We start from the raw sequence: 20,213 nt of genomic DNA on the forward strand, positions 1-20,213 counted from the left end.
CAGAGAAGTTAAAGCCTGTGGTAGCCTAGATGTGCAAGTAAAACGCAATCCTAATCACGAGGCTAGACTAGCTAAACTAACAGTTAGATTTGCCAGTTTTGAAATACAAGTACCTAAGCATCACTCGAAAGCGAACCCTCGTCAACCGGTCAAATTACAGGCAATTTTAGCTGAAGAAGAAAATCCGCGTCCCGGAGTTAATCCTATCAGTTGGCTCCTCTTAACTAGCCTAGACATTAGTAGCTTTGAATCGGCGATAACCTGTGTGCGCTGGTATAGTTATCGCTGGTTGATAGAACGCTATCATTTTGTTTTAAAAAGTGGTTGTGGATTAGAAAAACTGCAATTAGAAACGGGTCGTAGAATTGAGATGGCTTTAGCTACCTATTCAATTGTAGCTTGGAGATTACTTTGGTTAACCTATCAAGCACGCTTACACGGAGAGGAGAGTTGTGAAAGTTTTTTGGAAGAACATGAATGGCAATCTTTGTGTGCCACTATTCATAAAAAGGAGCCGCCGCCTGAAAAGCCGCCCTCCTTTAGGGAAGCAGTCAGAATGATTGCTTCTCTTGGGGGGTTTTTAGGTAGAAAAGGTGACGGTGAACCAGGTGTTAAAACTATTTGGTTGGGACTGCGAAGGTTACATGATATCAGCCAGACTTGGAAACTATCTCATCAAATTAGTCCCCCCATAGAACCTCCTTGAGCCATCTTGCACACTTTTCTCTTTTTGTCAAATTTTATGTTAAGAAAGATGTGACTAATGGATAGCTTATCAAGGGGGGCAGGGGGGATCGAACCTAAAATCCATTTTTAATTTAATTATAACCAGCTACTTAGCGGATCAAATAAGGCTGATACCCATTACTGGGGGAATAAACAAAGGATTTAAAGCATTTAACCTGTTGGTATAACAAATCCCAGCGCGGTTGTTTTTCCGGCTCTTCGTTACTTGGTATGGTTCGATAGGGGGGCATAAATCGACTAAATCCTTATCTGGCAAAGGATTTAATTGATTAGTTCGCTCTAGATCGAAAATAATTGACAAAAATCGCTAAATGCCTTTCTATATAGGGGTTCCATCCCTTATAACCCCCGTTCATTGCATAACACAAACCGAAGAGCCGTTTTTCCTCCTCGCCGGATTGTAGTTCTTCTTCCATTCGCTGAACAAAAGCTCTTAACATTTTTTTTCGCCCGGAACTATTTAAATAACAGCCACCATTTCGATAGTCAAAATCTTCTAGAACACTGATCACATTTCGATTAACAAGATACAACATCAAAGAATCGATAATCGGTGCGCGAAATTCCTCGATTAAATCAGACGCTAAGGCAGCGTGACGTTCCGAACTTTGATGCAAACAAGCATCATAAGGATCGAGTCCTTGAAGCTCGATTAAAGCCAGCAAATGGTTCCATAGTATCTGATAACCGAAACTCAAAATCGCATTGACCGGATTACCCGGAGGACGACGGGAACGACCTAAAAAGGTGAAATCAGGATTGATCAAACAGTCTCCCAACGCCGAAAAATAACTGTGGGCTGCCGCTCCCTCAAAACCGATCAGACGATCAATACTCTGGGCCTTGGCCGACTGTTCGATCAGATACTCGATACTTTGAATCGATCGAGCCATATTATCCGTTCCCCTTTTCCTCTGTTGTCGGAGCAGAATAACCCGACTATTTTTTAATTTAGCCCCCACGATCGCCCTAGCTACTATTAATCGATCGCTCGCGCTCAACTGCTGCTGGTAACGACTTAGATAACGATAACCTCGCTCGATCGAGATCGAGCGCCCGTAACAATAACCCATGCGTGACAGATAAACGATCGGGATATTTTTCCGTAAACAAGCGCGGATCGCCTCGGTCGTCATCTGAGACTTGCCGAAAATTAAAACCTGTTCCACCAGAGGTAATTGTACCGACCCTAGAACCTGCCCTTCTCGCTTAACTAGCAGGTTTTCCCCCTTGACAGACACATAACAACCCTGTTGGGAAACATACAGACATCTCATCTGGATACCTCCCTCACTCGTCCCGTCTTCTTTCGATCGAGCGATTGGCTTCCCGATGGGTGAGTCTGTATGTTTCTCTGATACTATCTGGTAATCGATCTCGCCAGAGCCAGATCACCACTCGATCGCCGAGAGAAACAACGATAAATGTGGAAAGCGTGATCAGGGCCGTGTTCACAATCACCGCCAGTAGTCCTAAAGGTGCGATTAAGAGGATAATCAGCGTAATTGTTCCATTAACTCCCGATACCGTACAATTCCGAATGAAAGCACTCCTTTTGGATATATACATAACCTTTTTCTCCTAGATAGAGAGCGACACTCCCTACCAAGATAGCCCTAAATATCTCTTCAATACCCTAAAAAGCCAATAATTTAACCCCTCGCTCGATCGGCTAATTTTTCCAGTCCTGATCGGATTTTCTAGCCCTCGGGGTGAAGTAAATTTATATCGGCTTTCCCCTTGACTGAACCGATTGCATCTGTATGACTCAGCACCCCAAATCCCCTAGGGAAAGAACGCTGCGTGAACGAGATAGTCGCGAATTCCAGCGACTTATGCTCCTGATCGCCACCCTCGTCCGACACCCCGGAGTCGGTTATCAAACCCTCGATCCCTCGGAAAATTACCATTCGGGGAAAGATCACAACGCATTAACGGAAGTACAGGAACGGGTGAGAGAACTCGCCGCCACCCTCGCCCTCGGTTGGCCTGCGGAATATCCCTCCATTGCCACCCTGAGAAAAGACATAACGACCCTACGGGATTACAAAATTCTTGATCGCCACGTCTATCGCTGGGGGTATTATCTCGGCACCGGGGTTATGAGTCCCGACGAACTTAAAATCGCCTTTGATGCACTCCGCTCCCGGGCCCTCTATCAGGGTGATCCGAGAATCCGTCAGATCTATCACCAACTCGATCGCCGTCTTCAAGGGTTTACACTCGGCTCCCGGGCTGACTTTCTCTATCCCGTCTGGGAACAACTCGATCGACCGATCAACTATACCGATCCGGAAGAGATGATGGAACGGGGAAAATATCGCCAAACTTTATACGAGAAAATCGACACCCTAGAACAGGCCATTGTCCGGGGAGAGGTAATCGAGATCGCCCGACCGATCGATCCCTATCAAAAGAAATTTACCGGGCTTTTCCCGATCTATCCCCTCCAGCTAATTTACCGTGACATTGGCTGGTATCTCCTCTATGAAACCTATCCCGATGGCTGTCTGGCCATCGGCCGACTCAATCGTTTCGCCGGTCATTGTCGAATCCTCCCAGAACCCTCTCGCTCCCTCGAAGAACAGCGCCACAGCCTCAATAATGCCCACAAACTGATTAAAAATGGCTGGGGCTTGAATTTGGGGGATTTAGCAGCGCAAAAATTGGAATTAGCGGCACAATTAACCCTAATTACCGTTAAAGTTCGCTTTTTTCATCCTGTGAGTTACTTTATCCGGGAGGGAGAAGCACGTCACCCCCGGCAGCAGTTGACAAATCCCCAGATCGACCCGCAGACGAAAATCCTTAACTCGATCGATTACCACATCGCTCTCCCGTCCCGTTCCCTGGAAGAATTTCTCTGGTGGGTACAGCGTTATCTCGAACAGGCCCAGATTCTCTCTCCCCCAGAAATGGCCGAAAAACACCGGCGATCGGCGCAAATGTTGGTCGATCGATATTCTCCCCAAAAAGACGATAATCATAGTAAAAAATTCATACCACCAGAAACTTAGACAGGATCAGCTTTTGAAGCTTTTTAGAAAAAATCTTCAAAATATCGTGTTATCTCTAGCAGTTACTAGGGCATATTGATATACTGAGAACATCGGTCAGCAAGGAGTTGAGGCGTTTATGGCCCTAGGATACTGGCAAGCGAAAATCTGGGGATTACTCCACGATCCTATCTTCAAAGCCCTACATAGCAACTCAGGACGCGCTGATAACAGCTTCTGGAGAGATTTAGAAGTAATGAAGTTGTGGGGAAAACATAACCCCGAAGAATCGACTAAAAAAATTCTCAAACAAATCAAACTAGCTGACTATATCACCTCAGCCAGCGATCGATCGGCGATCGGTAGTTTAACCCAATTCGTTAACTACGATCGAGAAACAGGTCTAGAATTGCGTCACCTCCTCTCCGGAGAACCCTTAGATCTCAAATTAGCCGACACAACCCATCAGAAAATCGCTTCTAACCGCACAGATTACTTAAAAGAACAGGAAAAACGGCTATTTAACCAAATTCCCGACAGATTACGCACAGGAATCTCAGAAAACGAAGCTAAAGAACTATTTTGGTGGTTATGGCGCTGTCTTCCCCAAGCGGCGACGAAATTACTCGATGACGAAAATCTGCTTTTAATGCCCGCCGAAACCAGAATACCGGACGGATCGATCTGGAGTCATGCCAGTTTAACGGCGGCCATCGCCGGGTCCCTAGCGGGATATGATCTCACCTCCGAGGATGTGGTCAATAAATGGCCGACAGGAAAACAATTATCCCACGCTTATCTCGTTAGTTTTACCTTTTCCCCTGTGCAAGAACTAATCAAAGCCAGCCGCAAAATGCGCGATTTTTGGGCAGGTTCTTGGATTCTGCACTATCTATCTGCTCAAGTCTGCTGGCAACTGGCCCAACAATACGGCCCCGATAGTTTGATCTATCCCTCTCTCTACGCACAACCCTTAATCGATCGATGGTTACTAGAGAAATATCCCGATTTTAAACCTTGGATCGACCCACCGAGCGATCGACAATTACTAACCGCCGGATTTCCCAACATTATTATCCTCGTCTTGCCCAAAGATAAGGTGGCAGCGGCCATGCAAACCGCTAAATCTAGTTTATTAAAAGAATGGAAAGAAATTAGTCGGCAAGTTTTCGAGGAATTGGCAGAACGTCACTGGATGCCCAAATTAAAAGAAAATAGTCATACCTGGGACAGTTGGTTAAATGCCCAATGGCAAACCTATTATGTGGGGGTCCCCATCGGTAGAGAAGACCAACTCCTCACCAGTAGCGAAATTTACCAAGAAAACGAAAATAGCGCCGAAAATCAAGCCGAAGACCCAGAAAAAGCGCAAAGCTGGCGAGACAAACAAAACGAACTTTATAATCTAAGTGGCGACAAGGCTTTATTCTTAACAAAAGAGCAGGAATTTCTGCAAAAAGCTGGAAAACTACGCCTTGAGAAATGGAAAAAACATCCCTTTAGTTCTAATGTTGGTTCTTGGTGGAGTAGTGCTTTCGATCAAAACCGTTCGGCCCTTGCTGCTGTCAAAAACGCCCGCGATTGGCAGATTCCCACCGCTTTCGGCCCCCGTTCCACCATTTCTGGACTTGGCCCCGTCGTCCATCCCGATAGTAACAACGATTGGATTGAAGCTAAAACATCGGTTGCAGTTGTAATTGCAAAACCCGTCGTCCATCCCGATAGTAACAACGATTGGATTAGCGAAAAAGCAAGCAAAGAATATTGGCAACGAAATGCCGGATTATTCGATGGGATCGAACAACTCAACGCCACGGAAACCGTTAAACGCGGATTACACCTAATCCTGCCAAAACTCTTAAAAAATAGCGACCAAGAGCGTCTAGATGCCGCTTATCCCGATTTAACCGTGGGAGTCGCCGGTTATCTCAAAACAGGCGGTGATCTCGACCATTTTCATCGAGTTTGTCGCACCATCTCGCGTAGGTTAAGAGAAGACGGGAAAAAGATTCCCCCGGCACTTACCCAACCCTGGGGAATCCCCTACATTGACGATCACATCGAACCAGAATATAAACGTTATCACCCTCGATTTCTCAATGCGGGATGGTTAGTAGAAGAACTAGAGATTACCGATGAAGAAATGGCTAATTATCGCCATCAATTAAGCCAATTAATTGACCAAAACTATCCCCACAATAACCCGGCTGATTGGTATGTTATCGCCGCAGGAGACGGTGACGGAATGGGGGAATGGTTAAAAGGCCAAGAAATGAAACCCTATCGAGAATATATCGCTAAGTCACTTCATCAATACGCCGATCATCCCCCGACCGAAACCGATACCCTAGAAAAAGAAGTACAAAAAGCTTTTGGCGATTTTGTCACCCTCAATAAACGCATGGGACCATCTACCCATAGCGCCCTCAGTCGCGCCCTTTTAGACTTCTCTAATCAACTCGTTCCCTACCTCACCGAACAACGCTATGCAGGACGCTTAATCTATGGTGGCGGTGATGATGTTCTCGCCTATACTAATCTCTGGGAATGGGATAAATGGTTATGGGATATCCAGCAATGTTTTAAGGGAGAAAAAGACCCCCATGGGGAATTTAAGAACGCCGGTGACTATTGGCAATGGGAAGGCGAAAAACCTCCCGAAAATCTCTCCAAACGTCCCCTATTTACCATGGGAAAGCAAGCGACTATCAGTTTCGGTATTGTCATCGCTCATCATTCCGTACCCCTTGCTATCGCCCTAGAAAATCTCTGGGAAGCCGAGAAAAAAGCCAAGGAACACGCCTATAAAGACTTTGACGGCAAAAAAGTCAAAAAAGATGCCGTACAAGTGCGCGTTCTCTACGGCAACGGAAACATCCTAAAATCTACGGCTAAGTTTGATGTTTTTTATCAATGGCAAAAACTCTTAGAATTCGATTTAGATGCCAGTATCTTTGAACAAGCTGCGACAATTTGGGAACAACATCCCGCACCAGTACAAGAAGCGATTTTTCCATGGACAAAAGCCTTCTGTCGCCGTCGGGAGAACTTATCAGAAAAACAAACAGAGCAGATTCAAAAAGAACTTGCCAACTTTCTAGATAGCCTTTGGCAAACTACAGAAAACACACCAAAAGTTCTCAATGAAGCTATCAACAATTGGCTTAAACTAGCGGCTTTTATGACTCGAAAAAGAGAGATTAAGATCGGAGGTTCCATTTAATGTATTGGTACACAATCACTCCCCTAGATGTTCTTCTCCTACGCGATGCCAAACCCTTTAGCCCCGGAGAAAGAGCCTGGGCCGGAAGTACATTTCCCCCCAACGGTCACACGATCGCCGGTGCTTTAAGTGCTTTACTAGATCGCTCTAAAAATAGTTATTTTAAAATCACCGGTCCATTCCTATCCTTTGCCGGAGATACTTTATATCTACCCCGTCCTTTAGGATTCGCCAATTCTGACCCATTAATTCCTATTTCTTGGAGTGATAATTTAACGATTTCAGAAAAGCATATATTTTGGGATCGATCGAAACCTGCCCCCTTAGCTAAGGCTAAACCTCACAAAAATTGCCAAAATCGAGAAAATGAAGCGGAAGAAGAGAAAGAAGGTAAATATCGTCAGTATCTACCTTTTAAAGTTATTCTCAATTATTTAAAAACAGGAGCGATCGACCCTTGCCAATGGTTAGTAAAACACAAAGAAAAAGATAAACCCTGGCAAGAAGAAATTCGTTCCCATAACACCATGAAATCGGGAAGTAAACAGGTAGAAGATGCCGATGGATACTTTGTGGAAAAAGCGATCCGAATGCTACCCGGTTGGAGTATAGCGATCGGAATTGATGTTGATATTCTCACTCCCACAACTTTGCGGTTAGGAGGAGAAGGACACCGAGTTATACTGGAAAAATGCGATAATTTAGGTCAACAATGGCAAGAATTAAAACAACAATCCGAGGAGAACTTTAAACAAATAAATAAAGCGATCGCTTATCTCGTTACCCCCGGTATTTTTGAACGCCGTCACGATAATAATCAAGCCATTTGTCGCTCTTGGCCATGGGAATGGAAACTCGCCCATACTGTTAATAGTAATCAGAAACCGGGCAATCTAGTCAGTGTCGCAACCGATCGAGCTATCCCGATCAGTTGCCGCATTCAATCAAAAGAAAATACTAGCATTCCCGCCCCCCAAGTCTTCGCGGCCCCCGCCGGTAGTCAATACTATTTAAATCAACCTGATCGCCTATTTCAAGAGCAGCCCAATAGTCCCGAATATCACCAACGCTGGCGCAAATTAGGCTACTCAGAATTACTTTGGATCAAATTTGATCGCTGTTTTTGGACAAGCGAATAGGGGCAAATTAGGCTACTCAGAATTACTTTGGACCAACTATAAAGGAGAATAATTAATCATGAAAGATTTTCGCACTGGCTATCTTTACAGTCTCGCTCCTATTCACTGTGGTGGCGAAGGTGACTTAGGCAATATTCTCGAAATTGCTCGCGAAGTACATACAAATTTTCCCTATGTGCCAGGATCTTCTCTGCGCGGCAGTCTCCGAGACGAGATGGAAGTTTTGGATCCCGATGCAACTAGCGTTCTATTCGGTAAAGAGTTAGATGAAACAGGACAAATGGGAGTTCATCAAGTTTGGTTTGGGGATGCTCGCTTATTGTGGGTTCCCATGAAAACTATGTCTCAAAACAATACAGATGTATTTGCTTGGGTTAGTTGTCCTTCTCTCCTCTGCGCTCATGCGATCGCCACAAAAAAAGGGTTTGTCTCTTTTCCAGATCATGCCGTCGGATTGCGTGCGGGAACATACACCGTAGCTGATGCTCAAATCAATGTTTCTGGAGTTTCCCCAGAACAAGAACAAGCGATCGCTCTTTCTGGTAATTTCCCAAATTCCTTAAAAGACTCTCTACAACCCACTTGGGAAAAAAACAGAATCGTTCTTCCCGATGGGGATTTTGAAATCCTAATGGAACACGCTCTCTGGACACAAATCCGTAACAAAATCCAAGAAGCAGGCGCTGCTGAAGTTTTTTGGACAGATGTATGTATTCCCAGAGACACCATTCTCTACTTCAACTGGGGATATAGTCTCGATCAGAAAAATCCCGCTACCGAATCTCAGCACGAACTGCTTATGAGTGTCCTGCAAGGATTAATCCAAGTTGGTGGACAAGCTAATGTCGGTCGCGGTTGGGTACAAAGTTGGGTTAATAACGATAATTTTGTTTCCAGTCTCTCTAGTCAACCTTTAACCGCAGGAGTTTAATTAATCATGTCTAAAAAACACAAAAGCTCGCAATTTACCCCCAATAATTCTTCTAGTCAGCCTAAATCAGCCACTCCTCCCAATTATAGCCCCAATTCCGTCTCATCATCCCCCACAAGAGTTCAATCTCTAACACCTGCAAATATGCCGCCCTTAGCATCATCCAGAGTTCAACCCGAACAGATGAGTTTAAACGCTCACGCACATATTCAAAAATATTTAAAAGAAACTGGTAGAAATTCCCTCACTAAAGAAGACTTAAACGCTGTCCTCCGTCTCTCTCAACACCTGCGAGTATTTGGTCTTCTCTCCGCCGTTGGCTATATAAACCAAGCCAATCAGCAAGATAATAATGTGGTGCGAAAAAGAACTGTCCCCGTATGGAAATGCTTGATTAACAACCTATTGGAGCCTCAAAGTACATTACCCGAAAAAGCTCTCATGGAAAAGGTAATTGCTATGAGTCGAAATAATCCCAGTCAATACATGATTAGTTGGCGTAAATCCCTACAAATGTCTAATCATTGGAATTTTTGGGCGCGTGCCTACTCTGATAGCTAGTTATCTCTCTGTCTTCCCTCTACAAGAGGACAAAAATAATAATTTAAACCACAGGAAAAATTTATGTACACTGGTCCGAAACTGCTAGAGTTACTAGCCTCCAAACACCAACAACAGAACACATCACAATTATACAAACAGGAAATATTTACCCTAGAATGGCGGGCAAAAGTCGGTTCTTTCCCTCATCCAGACCTAGAAACCTTAATTTCTGCTGGCGAACCCTGCGGTGCATGGAAACCTGAGCAAGGTCGTCCTGAAGATAAGCGCAATGTAGGGGAAAATTGGCGATATTTACAAGAACTTCCCCTCTATGGTTACATACCTGGTTCTTCAATTCGCGGATTAGTTCGTGCATGGGCAGAAAAACGCCCCGAAATTCGCGATCGAATGCGTGAGCTTCTCGGAAAACAGGAAAACGACAATATTACTGCCGGAAAAATCGAATTTCTCGATGCTTGGCCTAGGAAAGCCGCTAAATTAACCCTAGATATAGTTAATCCTCAACAAGATTTTCAGGTTTTTCATCGGGGACAAAGCACACCTGTATCCTCTTACACCTTGGGTGATGGACAGGAAGAAATCGAGATTATCGTGGCCATTCGTGGCATTCCTAATCAAACAACACCTGAAGAAGTAGCAGAAGTTTGGGACTGGATAAAACAGGCACTCGGTTTTTACGGTGTGGGAAGTCGTACTGCCAGCGGCTACGGTAGTTTCAAGGATAGTAAAGTTAAAGTTAGACCAGAGCCAGATTACAGAACTAAAAACCTTATTTTCACCCTCTACAGTCAAGGGTCTTCTGGCCCAGATATGAGAACGATGGAACTTCGTCCTTCCCATTGGCGTGGTTGGTTACGTTCTTGGTTATTACGCTTTTTCTTGGGAGTGATGAATCAAAATAACGCCGAAACGACTGTTAATGAATTACTCGGCACTCTTGAACCAGACACACAAAAAGGTCTTGTTCGCTTACAAGTAACAAAGGGGAACAGTTGGGGTGAAGAATCTGAAAACAAACCCGATTTTTATTGTTGGAAAGGACAAGTGAGAATTAGCGCCCCCACGGAAATTTTAAATAAAGTAATTCTTCCTGTAGTTAAGTTTGCCGCTAGTCTCGGTGGTGTGGGCAGAGGGTGGCGCAGACCTTTGCATATTTTTACCATGAATAATGGCAATAAGGCCGCAAGAGGAACTTATTTACATCTAAAACACACAGTCAAAAATCAAGAAACAAATGCAGAAGAAACAAAAAACTTCGCTCTCATTCCTAATAGAGTAGAAGTATGGCAAAACACCTATAGAGTATGGCTAGAGTTTGTACAACAAAAGTGGCCAAATCGTATTAGTCTCAACAGTAATCAAAATCTTGCATCCGAAGTCTTCTCGCCTCAAACCTGTGTAGTTTATCTTGTACCCGGCCCCGTCCGAGAACCAATTGATCAACAAGATATGTCTTGGTTAATTAGCAATCCTACAGATACCCGTGGTGATGGTATGAATTTAATTTATCAAAATCAATATAAACGTAAAATAGATGTAGGAGGTAATGCGGGAAATGGAGGAGCCTATTGTTCTTGGGTAAGTATTAAGCGTATTAAATTTCCTAATAGAGAACAAAATACTGCTTGCTCAGAAGTTGTCTGTGTATTTAAAGGAGGAAATAATTCATTAAGAAATCAATTTATTCAGGATGTCAGCAGCATTGCTGGGGCAGCGAGAGTATTTGGGAGTTAAAAGGTAATCTATGATAGCTAATTTTTCTTTCGCTAAATGGTCATTAATAGACTATCATCGGCTAATTAATTCAGGAATTTTAGCTGATCGCAGAGTAGAATTAATCAATGGATATATAGTCGAAACTTTTCCCAAGACTCCCTTAAACATCTACTACAGAGAGGAATTAGCGCATTTTCTTCGTCAAAATCTTGGTCATCAAGCATGGGTTAGAGAAAGTGGTGCTATCACCCTAGAAAACTCCGAACCAGAAGTCGCTATTTCTGTAGTTGTTTACCCTCCTTCTCGCTATCAAGAACATCATCCCTATCCCAGTGAAATATTTTGGTTAATCGAAATTACTGACGCGCATCTTGACCAATATCTCTACAATAAAAAATCAATTTATGCTCAGGCAAAAATTCCAGAATATTGGCTAATTGATATTACCTCTAAAGAACTTTATATTTTCCGTAAACCTGAAAATGACAATTATCAATTTCATCAAAAACTAACCACAGGTGATGCATTTTCTCTATCATTTCCTGACTTGAAAATATACCTAGATAATTTTTGGTCTGATCATCTTTTCTCAACCTAAATTTTACTGCAATAATCTCATGAAATCAATTTTAGTTGCAACGATCGGAACCAGAGATTTAATGTTTCAAGTCACCAATGGTGACTGGTATAATATTGGCGATGATCGTATGAAAGGTGATATTCTCGGAGAACAGATAGAAGTGGTGTCTGATTTAGCTCTGACCGAAAAATCATCTTTTCGAGAAATATCCCAATACCTTTGGGAAAATATTGAATATTATGGAGATCGAGTAAAACCTGTGATTCTGGGTAAACTTTTGGAAGATAAAATCAATGATCTCGAAAAAGTTTATTTAGTAGTAACTGATCAAAATGAAACAGTAAAAGAAAGAGAAAAAGATAGTCTTTACTCAGGAGAATTAATCAAGTATTGGCTAAATAAATTAAATTCTGATTTGGTAGTAAATATTCTCTATATAGGTAGAAATGATGAAAACCCTTCTAACTTCGAGGAAATGTTCCGTTGGTGGCAACAAGTATGGAAAGAAAATATAAAACCTCAACCCGAACAACCCATTTTATTGTGCTTAAAAGGTGGGGTGGGGCAAGCTTCAGAAGCGTCGAGAATTTCGGGATTGAGTTCTTATGGAAACGATATTAAATTCTATGAATTTATTCTCACTCCTTATAACAATCAAAAGGGCATTTCTTCAGATTACACGGGCCCTTTTTTAGGCACTAACTATCTTTGGGATCGCACTCGACAACAAGCCCTACAATTATTAGAACGCTATGATTATGCTGGTCTTCAGAACTTAGTTAAACCTTACTATGAACAAAATAAACAAAAATGGAAGGAAACCTATGCGCTAATTAAATCTGGATTAAGTTGGAATCAAGGACAATTTGAAGATTTTTTTCAATCCGCTTCTTTTAGTTTCAATAATCAACAAAAAGAGCAGCATCAACAATATTGGTGGATGGCCTACGAACAAGCTTATACTGCTGTAGTTAGAGTAAAACAAAAAAATACAACCGAGGCTATGCTCCATAGTTTCCGAGCGGTAGAAGGCTTAATTTATGAGTGTTTAAAACATGAATTTAAAGACTATATGGTTAATTCTGAATATACTTATTCATCTTTAAAATCATCTGTGTTGAATAAATATCCTGCTCTTAAAGAACTTTTTGTTAATAATGTTAAGCTAGATAGTCGCACTCAACAGAAATTAATAGAGAAGTATATTGCTCTCACTTCTCCCCAGGCAAACTTTAGGGATTTAAAAGCTTGGGGTTCTGAAGAATTGCGTAATCTTAGAAATCGACTATCTCACAAATTAGGAGGTATTAGTGAGAAGGAATTATTCAGTGCTTGGGGAAAAGATACTTACAATCAAAAAGACTGGGAAAAACGTATTTTAAATTGTCTCAATCTAATTACTGAAAATAAATTCTCTTCTTTATGTCAAGGAAGTTTATTTGCTTCTATTCATCAGAGAGTCCTAGAAGCTATCAAAAATTATAATGTTGTTTAAAGTACAAAATGCAATTAGCCCCTACAATAATATTACTGCAGCCATGGTAGGGGTCGATCGTCTGGTCTGAAAATCTAATATAGATGTTTCTCCTCAATTGAGATGTAGCTGGGATGCTGGTGATAAATTAGCAAGTCAAAAGACTATTTAAAAATCAAACTCGTCTAACTCCGATTGTGGGGAAGAAAAGCGACTGCGAGGAGATTTTTTCGACTTTCTAAAAAAAGCGGGAATAATTGCGGCGATAAAAAATCCTATTCCCAAAGAAAAAGCCAATAAAATGCCGATGGGTACTTTAATTGACTCAAATTGTAGAAACTTTAAAGAAACTGGTTGGATATTTTGAATAGCAAAAACTGCCATGGTCATAATCCAACCACCGACAATAGCACTAGCTAAAAAATTAGTGATTGTATTCATGCTTGTCCTCGCCAGATTTGTAGGAGACTTTTTAACCTTTTGTAGGCTAATTTGGGAGTTATATCCCTATTAATTTAACTTCCCTAGGGCGGAAATTACCGTTAATTGACTAAAACGTTACAATTGTCGATCGATCTCAAATAAATCTCGATCGCGATCATATAATTGTGGTCTGATCGCCCTAAGCTAGAGCTAGTAAATATAAATAGCACCCTGTTGATTGATGTTAAAGGTGGTATAACCGGGGGTACTCCCCGGAACTTTGGTGACAGTAATCGTGACTAAATTATCATTATTGACTTCTACGCCATAGATTAAACTAGAAGAATAGCGATCCGCGGCCGCATTAGCTCGATTAATCAGAATATATGCTGGAATTACGAAACCTTTTAGGGTTGTCTCTGCACCCGGAGATAATAATTGGGGAGAGGAATCAATATTGGCCGATAGGTCATAATTGAGGTCAATATCGGTTTGATTGATGATTTTGATCTCCACAGGACGACTCATATTCACCCTAGCGACAGGCTGCCAAGGACCCGGTTGAAAGGTGGTAGCGGGGGGATTTTGAGCGGGTAAAGAGAGGGGAAAAACTAATCCCAAACTTAACACTAGGGAAAAAGTCAAAAAGCGATCGCATTTCATAGATAAATCCTGGTCTTAGGTTTTCATCCTATTTTAGGGAGGTATCCCCAGTGTTTTATAATTAAAGTAGAAGCTTTTGAAATTGGGTTCTTCGGCAGGTAGTATGCTAAGGACTCTTTGCTTATCCTGAAAACCTTACGCGTCAAGTACAGTATTTGTGATTGCATAACAAGTGCCGAAGAACCTGAAATTGTCTATAGCATTGATTGACCAACTATCAGGGAAAATCCTAAGCTTCCCTGATTTTGCTCCGTAAACAAGGCTAAATACACCGATTTTTCTCTAGAAGTTTCCCTAGTAACCCCTATCAACGGTTTAACTTAGGTTGAGATTGATTATATGCCTACCATCGACATATCGGGAGTATCCCACAGTTACGAGTTATTTTCGCCCCGAGCGGATAAGCCGGTTTTAGTCTTTATACACGGTTGGCTGCTGAGTCGTCACTACTGGCAGCCTTTGGTAGATATTCTCTCCCCGGATTATCCCTGTCTAGTTTACGATCTCCGGGGTTTTGGCGACTCCCAAAAAATCACCTCTAAGAGTCCTCCTAGCAGTTATAACCTTGAATCCTACTCCCAAGACGTTATTACTCTTCTTAACTGCTTAAACCTCGACGTTGCTTGGTTAGTCGGTCATTCCCTCGGTGGTAGTGTTGCCTTGTGGGCCGCGGATATCTGTCCTCAACGGATTAAAGGGGTAATCTGTATGAATGCCGGCGGCGGCATCTATCTAAAGGAGGAATTTGAGCGATTTCGGGAAGCCGGAAGACAAATCCTACAGAGAAGACCGCCTTGGTTGCCCAGTGTTCCCTTTATTGATCTTTTATTCTCGCGGATGATGGTCAAGCAAACCCTAAGTAAAAAATGGGGCAAACAGCGCGTGATTGATTTTGTCCGGGCCGATTACCAAGCGGCCCTGGGGTCACTTTTGGAAACCACCACTATCGATGAAGTTCATCTTTTACCCCAGATTGTCTCCCGTCTCCCGCAGCCGGTCTATTTTCTGGCGGGGAAAGAGGATACGATTATGGAAGTTAAGTACGTTAACCATTTGGCCAGTTTTCATCCCTTGTTTGAAACCGGCAGCAACGTGATTGAGTTATCCGATTGTGGTCATTTTGTCATGCTCGAACAAACAGCAGCGGTGGCCCAAAAGATGATCGCTATTCTAAATCAGCATCGGGGTTAGGGGTTGGGTTTTAGGGTTTTAGTGGAAATTTCCCTATCTCCCCATTTCCCGATTCCATCTACAGATACTGTTAAGAAGTGAAAATTTATGTCACAATGACTCTATAAGGGCGATTTTTTACTGAATCGCCGAAGCCGTCTATTAATCGAATCGATGTCTTTGAAGAACGTAGCCCCAAACTGGAAACCTGACTTTCCTTTCTCATTCTTGCCACTACTAGCGGAATTTTTCTCCCTTTTGTGTTACCCACGGGAATTTTTGAGCTATTGCTGAGATTGGCATCTTGTCACTTCCCGTTAGTTGAATCCAACAAAAGAAGCTGTTTAGGAGCAATTTATGTTACACCGCAAGATTTATCAATTCTGTATGGATGGTCAGGAAGTCTGCATTTTCTTGCGCGATCAGCAAAGATGGATTGATAATGCTCGTATTATCGATCTAGAAAGCGATCTCGTCACCATTCGCTACGAAACAGAAGAAGAAGACGAGATTAGTTCTTGGGAAGAAATGGTGCGTTTAGAAAGTATCGGTGCGGTGAGCAGAAAACTGGCCTCCGTGTCGCGGACGAATCCTGATATTAATGTCTCGGAAGATTGTCCAGAAGCAGAACAACTTTATCCCCATTCTCCCGATAGCTTAGATTAATTTTGTCGATTTAACTGACAGTGGCGAGAAGTCCCGCGGTTTTAACCATGGCCAAGGGACTTTTCAGGGATAGAAGGGAAGAGAGCCGCTAAGAATCGCCACTTGTTGTAAAATTATTCTCAGTAGTCGTGCAAAATTAATTTCTTGGTTAGGATAGGCAAAAGGCAAGAAGTAGTTAGATATGTGTAATTGATTATGTCTAGCTACTTAAAAGCCGCCAGATTTTCTCTATTATAAGCTGGAGGAGCAAAATGAATTCTAATCCCTACTTCGCTGGCAAGGATATTTATCAAAAATTTGTGGCAGTAGTAATAGTTTTAATTAGTTGTTGGTTAGTGACTTTTCCCACCTTCGCTGGATCCGCACCTTTAGAAGTTAAAATTAGTCTAGGCTCCGGGCAAGGAGAATTAAAATTCTTTCCTAGTCAATTAGACTTTATTGCTGGACAAAAATACAAATTAATCCTCGATAATCCCAGTCCCACTAAACATTATTTTACCGCTAAAGACTTCGCCGATGCTAGTTGGACGCAGAAAGTTGAAGCGGGAAAAGTGGAGATTAAAGGGGCAATTCACGAACTAGAATTAAAACCTAATGCACAGGCAGAATGGGTAATAGTTCCTCTCAAAACTGGTAAGTATAAATTAATCTGTACTATTACGGGTCATGCCGAAGCGGGAATGGTGGGAGAAATCACCATTAATAACCCATGAATTTAAGAAAAATTGTCTCCTTTGCTTTCCTATTATTTATTCCCCTATCCGTGGTCGCTAGTCGTCTTAATTGGGGAGATCAAGCTATTTTTATCACTGCCGCTTTATCGATCATTCCCCTGTCAATTTGGTTAAGTACCTCTGTGGAAAGAGTTGCCGTAGTTACTGGGCCAACTTTGGGAGGATTAGTTAATGCTATCTTCGGCAATACTACCGCTTTAGTTATTGCCTTAATTGCCCTAAAAAAAGGCTTAGTGGACATCGTACAAGCCAGTATTACCGGTAGTATTCTCAGCGATTTATTATTATTTATGGGCATGGGAATGCTCACGGGAGGTATTCGCTACAAAGAGCAGGAATTTAAACCAATTTTAGCCCGGGTAAATGGTTCTTCTATGACTTTAGCAGTAATAGCGATCGCTTTACCAACTTTAGTAATATATACTTCTAACGTGGTGGAAGTTGCCGATATTCTCAGTCTTTCCCTAGTCACCGCTACGGTTTTATTAATAGTTTATGGGTTAACTTTATTATTTTCCCTGAAAACCCATAGCTATCTCTACGAAGTGGGATTAAGTAACGAAAATACCCCCGACAATCAGGTTAGTGAGGAAGAAAAAGCTCAAGTCTGGATTTGGTTACTTGTGCTGCTTACTTCCACCGTAGCTGTAGCCTATGAGTCGGATTTATTTGTTAATGTAGTGGAATCGGTGATGGAAGGATTTAATCTCACTCCTCTCTTTATCGGGGTAATTTTTATTCCTTTAATTACTGATGTTTCTGGCATAGTTACCGTCACTCAATTAGCCCTAAAAAATCAGATGGATTTAACGGTTTCCGTGGCGATGGGTGATAGTTTATTGGTGGCTTTATTCGTAGCACCTTTATTAGTTTTTATCGGTCAATTTTGGCAACAACCGATGGATTTAAATTTTAATCCCTTTAACGTGGTGGCTTTAATTGTAGCGGTGGTTGTTACTAATTTAATCAGCTTTACCGGTCGTTCTAATTGGTTAGATGGAACCCTATTACTAGCCACCTATTTAATCTTGGCAGTGGCTTTTTATTACCATCCCGCCTAGCCAAAAAAGAGATTCTGGTATTTTCTGAGATTGGGTGCATCTCATTTTTGTAAATCTGGGATTTTTAAGGGGAAACTCTCTGCTAAAGTCGGGCATTACTTTCGATTTTTTCCCTCAATCCAAGCTTTTGGGGGGTAGAACCCCCCAAACCCCCCGTTGGGGGCGTGGCGCGGTCACTGAGCGTGTCGAAGTGCCGCCCCCAAACCCCGGAGCGCATTAGCTTTTCGGTGGGATGCTTACACGCAGCCGCTGACGCATCTGTAATAATTTAAGAGTTACTAATAAGTACCTAAGCAAAATTAATTACATATTTCGATAAAGCTTTTCCCTGTTGCCTATTGCCTCTTGCCTATCTTCACTAGGAAATTTATTTTGCACGACTACTTAATTGCTGATTGTCGGTATTTCTGCAAATGTGAGATTCACTCCTGAGATTTCTGTCTTAGAATGGATTGGTGTCACCTTATCGCCGCAGGATTGCTGATGATGAAAAGAGGGTTTTGGTTTGTCGTCGGGTTAGTAGTAACGATAATTCTGCTTCCTTCCCTAGTTCTTTCTAATTCCATCGGTGAACAGGGAATTTATGCCGATCGCTTGCGGGCAGAACCCTATAATTTATTAGGGCGAAAAATTGCCATCGGTCAAGTGGAAATCGGCCGACCAGCTCAGTTCGGTTATGATAAAGTGGCAGCTTGGCAGCCTCCCTATAAATTAGCCGGTGTTTTTTTTCGCGATCAAATTGCCAAACCCAACACCTATCTAGACAATCACGCCGCTATGGTGGCAACGGTGATGGTAAGTGATGATAAAAAAATCCCCGGAGTGGCCCCAAAAGCGAGATTATATTCGGGGGCGGTGGGTTCTTTGCGACGCGGCGGACAACCAGAAGAATGTCTTACCAGTCAAAATATTGCCCGACAAAATAGCGGTGATGTGCGGGCGATTAACTTTAGTTTTGGGGAATCTTTGCAAAGAGATCAGCGACAGGAACCAAAATTAGATGGTCAAGCTTTATTAACTCAATGTGTTGATTGGTCATCGCGAGTTGATGATGTTCTTTATGTAATTGCCGGTAATCAGGGTAAGGGAGGAATTCCCATTCCCACCGATCATTTTAACGGCATTACTACCGCTTATACAGCCCAAAGAGAAGGAAAATTCACTAAAGTTGATTTTGCTAATATTAGTGCTTTGCCAGTGGGTATTGGCCGCAGTTTAATTAAACGGGAAATTAATGATGGTTCGCGGCGATCGATTAATTTAGTTGCCCCCGGCAATAAAATAGAGCTTTATGACCTCAAAGGTAAATTAAATACCGTTAGTGGCACCAGTTTCGCCGCCCCCCATATTACGGCATCCGTGGCACTTTTACAAGAATACGGCGATCAACAAATTAATCAAAAAAATCCCCATTGGAGTCTCGATTCTCGTCATCATCAAGTGATGAAGGCAGTCATGCTTAATTCTGCCGATAAAATTAAAGATAAGGGCGATGGGTTAAGGTTAGGTATGAGACGGACAGTTTTCACTAAAGACCAAAAAACTTGGTTAGAGTCCGATGCTTATAAAGACCCGAAAATTCCTTTAGATATGCAGATGGGGACAGGCCATCTTAACACTTTGCGCGCCTACACACAGTTTAGTAATGGTCAATGGTCAGCCACAGAATCTATTCCTGCCATTGGTTGGGATTACGGTACAGTTGCCGCTAATGATTATCAAGATTATGCCCTAGAGAAGCCATTAAAAGCTAATAGTTTTGTTTCGATAACTTTAGCTTGGGATCGTTTGGTAGAACTAATCGATACTAATCGCAATAATCTCTATGATCTCGATGAAAGTTTCCAGGATCGCGGCCTGAATAATTTAGATGTTTATCTTTTACCTGCTCAGGAGGATAATAATGCTAAATACACCTGTGCTTCCCTGAGTGATAGTGATAGTTTAGAGCATATTTTTTGTCCTGTCCCCATCTCTGGAAACTATAAAATTCGGGTTCAATATCGTCAACAAGTTAATGAAAAAGAACAAGCTTTTGCTCTCGCTTGGTGGACGGTTCCCGAATAATAAAAATGATAGTAAGTGAGTAAGTGAGGAGAGGCGCTCATGCAAGAGGCAAAAGACAA

17 protein-coding genes and 3 pseudogenes are annotated in these 20,213 nt (G+C 42.3%); 15 read left to right on the forward strand and 5 right to left on the reverse strand.

Annotated elements, in window-relative coordinates; all coding sequences use genetic code 11:
- Positions 1-706: pseudogene (locus IQ224_RS01780) on the forward strand (IS4-like element ISMae7 family transposase); the annotation flags it as partial.
- A gap of 130 nt (positions 707-836) precedes the next feature.
- Here the strand turns inward: IQ224_RS01780 and IQ224_RS24790 are convergent.
- The 3 genes and pseudogenes from IQ224_RS24790 to csx18 form a co-directional block, all read right to left on the reverse strand.
- Positions 837-938: pseudogene (locus IQ224_RS24790) on the reverse strand (CRISPR-associated endonuclease Cas1); the annotation flags it as partial.
- A 78-nt stretch (positions 939-1,016) separates the two neighbouring features.
- Entirely contained in the window at positions 1,017-2,024 is a 1,008-nt protein-coding gene (gene cas1 / locus IQ224_RS01785) for a CRISPR-associated endonuclease Cas1 (protein WP_228036049.1), read from the reverse strand.
- A gap of 13 nt (positions 2,025-2,037) precedes the next feature.
- On the reverse strand, positions 2,038-2,316 hold the full coding sequence (gene csx18 / locus IQ224_RS01790; RefSeq protein WP_002741944.1) for a CRISPR-associated protein Csx18: 279 nt from the start codon (positions 2,314-2,316) through the stop codon (positions 2,038-2,040).
- Positions 2,317-2,510: 194 nt separating this feature from the next.
- On the opposite strand from csx18, the gene IQ224_RS01795 reads away from it, so the two are divergent.
- The 8 genes from IQ224_RS01795 (at position 2,511) to IQ224_RS01830 (ending at position 13,391) form a co-directional block, all read left to right on the forward strand.
- Positions 2,511-3,764 (forward strand): YafY family protein, encoded by a 1,254-nt coding sequence (locus IQ224_RS01795; RefSeq protein ID WP_194032440.1) that lies wholly within the window; start codon positions 2,511-2,513, stop codon positions 3,762-3,764.
- A 118-nt stretch (positions 3,765-3,882) separates the two neighbouring features.
- A complete protein-coding gene (gene cas10 / locus IQ224_RS01800; protein ID WP_194032441.1) occupies positions 3,883-6,966 on the forward strand; it encodes a type III-B CRISPR-associated protein Cas10/Cmr2 in 3,084 nt (1,027 codons plus the stop codon).
- Complete coding sequence (locus IQ224_RS01805; protein ID WP_002741941.1) at positions 6,966-8,105, forward strand: type III-B CRISPR module-associated Cmr3 family protein; 1,140 nt, start codon at positions 6,966-6,968, stop codon at positions 8,103-8,105. Before cas10 ends, IQ224_RS01805 begins: the two co-directional genes overlap by 1 nt.
- Before the next feature lie 58 nt (positions 8,106-8,163).
- Positions 8,164-9,036 (forward strand): type III-B CRISPR module RAMP protein Cmr4, encoded by an 873-nt coding sequence (cmr4, locus tag IQ224_RS01810; protein WP_002741940.1) that lies wholly within the window; start codon positions 8,164-8,166, stop codon positions 9,034-9,036.
- A 6-nt stretch (positions 9,037-9,042) separates the two neighbouring features.
- Positions 9,043-9,597, forward strand: coding sequence for a hypothetical protein (locus IQ224_RS01815; RefSeq protein ID WP_036399876.1), 555 nt, complete (start codon positions 9,043-9,045; stop codon positions 9,595-9,597).
- A 63-nt stretch (positions 9,598-9,660) separates the two neighbouring features.
- Positions 9,661-11,334 carry an RAMP superfamily CRISPR-associated protein gene (locus IQ224_RS01820; RefSeq protein ID WP_002741936.1) on the forward strand — a complete coding sequence of 558 codons (1,674 nt, stop codon included), beginning with the start codon at positions 9,661-9,663 and terminating at the stop codon, positions 11,332-11,334.
- A gap of 10 nt (positions 11,335-11,344) precedes the next feature.
- The gene (locus tag IQ224_RS01825; RefSeq protein ID WP_002741934.1) at positions 11,345-11,914 is read left to right on the forward strand and encodes a Uma2 family endonuclease; all 570 of its coding nucleotides are present in this window, start codon (positions 11,345-11,347) and stop codon (positions 11,912-11,914) included.
- 19 nt (positions 11,915-11,933) lie between these two features.
- Complete coding sequence (locus tag IQ224_RS01830) at positions 11,934-13,391, forward strand: hypothetical protein (protein WP_194032442.1); 1,458 nt, start codon at positions 11,934-11,936, stop codon at positions 13,389-13,391.
- 147 nt (positions 13,392-13,538) lie between these two features.
- On the opposite strand, the gene IQ224_RS01835 is transcribed toward IQ224_RS01830, so the two are convergent.
- Positions 13,539-13,811 carry a lipopolysaccharide assembly protein LapA domain-containing protein gene (locus IQ224_RS01835; protein ID WP_194032443.1) on the reverse strand — a complete coding sequence of 91 codons (273 nt, stop codon included), beginning with the start codon at positions 13,809-13,811 and terminating at the stop codon, positions 13,539-13,541.
- Positions 13,812-14,003: 192 nt separating this feature from the next.
- Positions 14,004-14,456 (reverse strand): hypothetical protein, encoded by a 453-nt coding sequence (locus IQ224_RS01840; protein WP_194032444.1) that lies wholly within the window; start codon positions 14,454-14,456, stop codon positions 14,004-14,006.
- A gap of 339 nt (positions 14,457-14,795) precedes the next feature.
- Between IQ224_RS01840 and IQ224_RS01845 the strand changes: the two genes are divergently transcribed.
- The 6 genes and pseudogenes from IQ224_RS01845 to IQ224_RS01865 all read left to right on the forward strand — a co-directional run bounded on the left by IQ224_RS01845 (position 14,796) and on the right by IQ224_RS01865 (position 20,154).
- Positions 14,796-15,647 (forward strand): alpha/beta fold hydrolase, encoded by an 852-nt coding sequence (locus tag IQ224_RS01845; protein ID WP_194032445.1) that lies wholly within the window; start codon positions 14,796-14,798, stop codon positions 15,645-15,647.
- A gap of 336 nt (positions 15,648-15,983) precedes the next feature.
- Positions 15,984-16,292: a DUF6679 family protein gene (locus tag IQ224_RS01850; protein WP_002735547.1), complete on the forward strand. Its 309-nt coding sequence runs from the start codon at positions 15,984-15,986 to the stop codon at positions 16,290-16,292.
- A gap of 251 nt (positions 16,293-16,543) precedes the next feature.
- Complete coding sequence (locus tag IQ224_RS01855; RefSeq protein WP_194032446.1) at positions 16,544-17,005, forward strand: cupredoxin domain-containing protein; 462 nt, start codon at positions 16,544-16,546, stop codon at positions 17,003-17,005.
- Positions 17,002-18,087 (forward strand): calcium/proton exchanger, encoded by a 1,086-nt coding sequence (cax, locus tag IQ224_RS01860; protein ID WP_194032447.1) that lies wholly within the window; start codon positions 17,002-17,004, stop codon positions 18,085-18,087. The genes IQ224_RS01855 and cax overlap by 4 nt, the downstream gene beginning before the upstream one ends.
- Positions 18,088-18,142: 55 nt before the next feature.
- A pseudogene (locus IQ224_RS24795) lies at positions 18,143-18,359 on the forward strand (hypothetical protein).
- Positions 18,360-18,534: 175 nt separating this feature from the next.
- Complete coding sequence (locus IQ224_RS01865) at positions 18,535-20,154, forward strand: S8 family serine peptidase (protein ID WP_194032448.1); 1,620 nt, start codon at positions 18,535-18,537, stop codon at positions 20,152-20,154.
- Positions 20,155-20,213: the final 59 nt, after the last annotated feature.

The organism is Microcystis sp. LEGE 00066, assembly GCF_015207925.1.
In the GTDB taxonomy this organism is placed as follows: Bacteria; Cyanobacteriota; Cyanobacteriia; order Cyanobacteriales; family Microcystaceae; genus Microcystis; species Microcystis ichthyoblabe_A.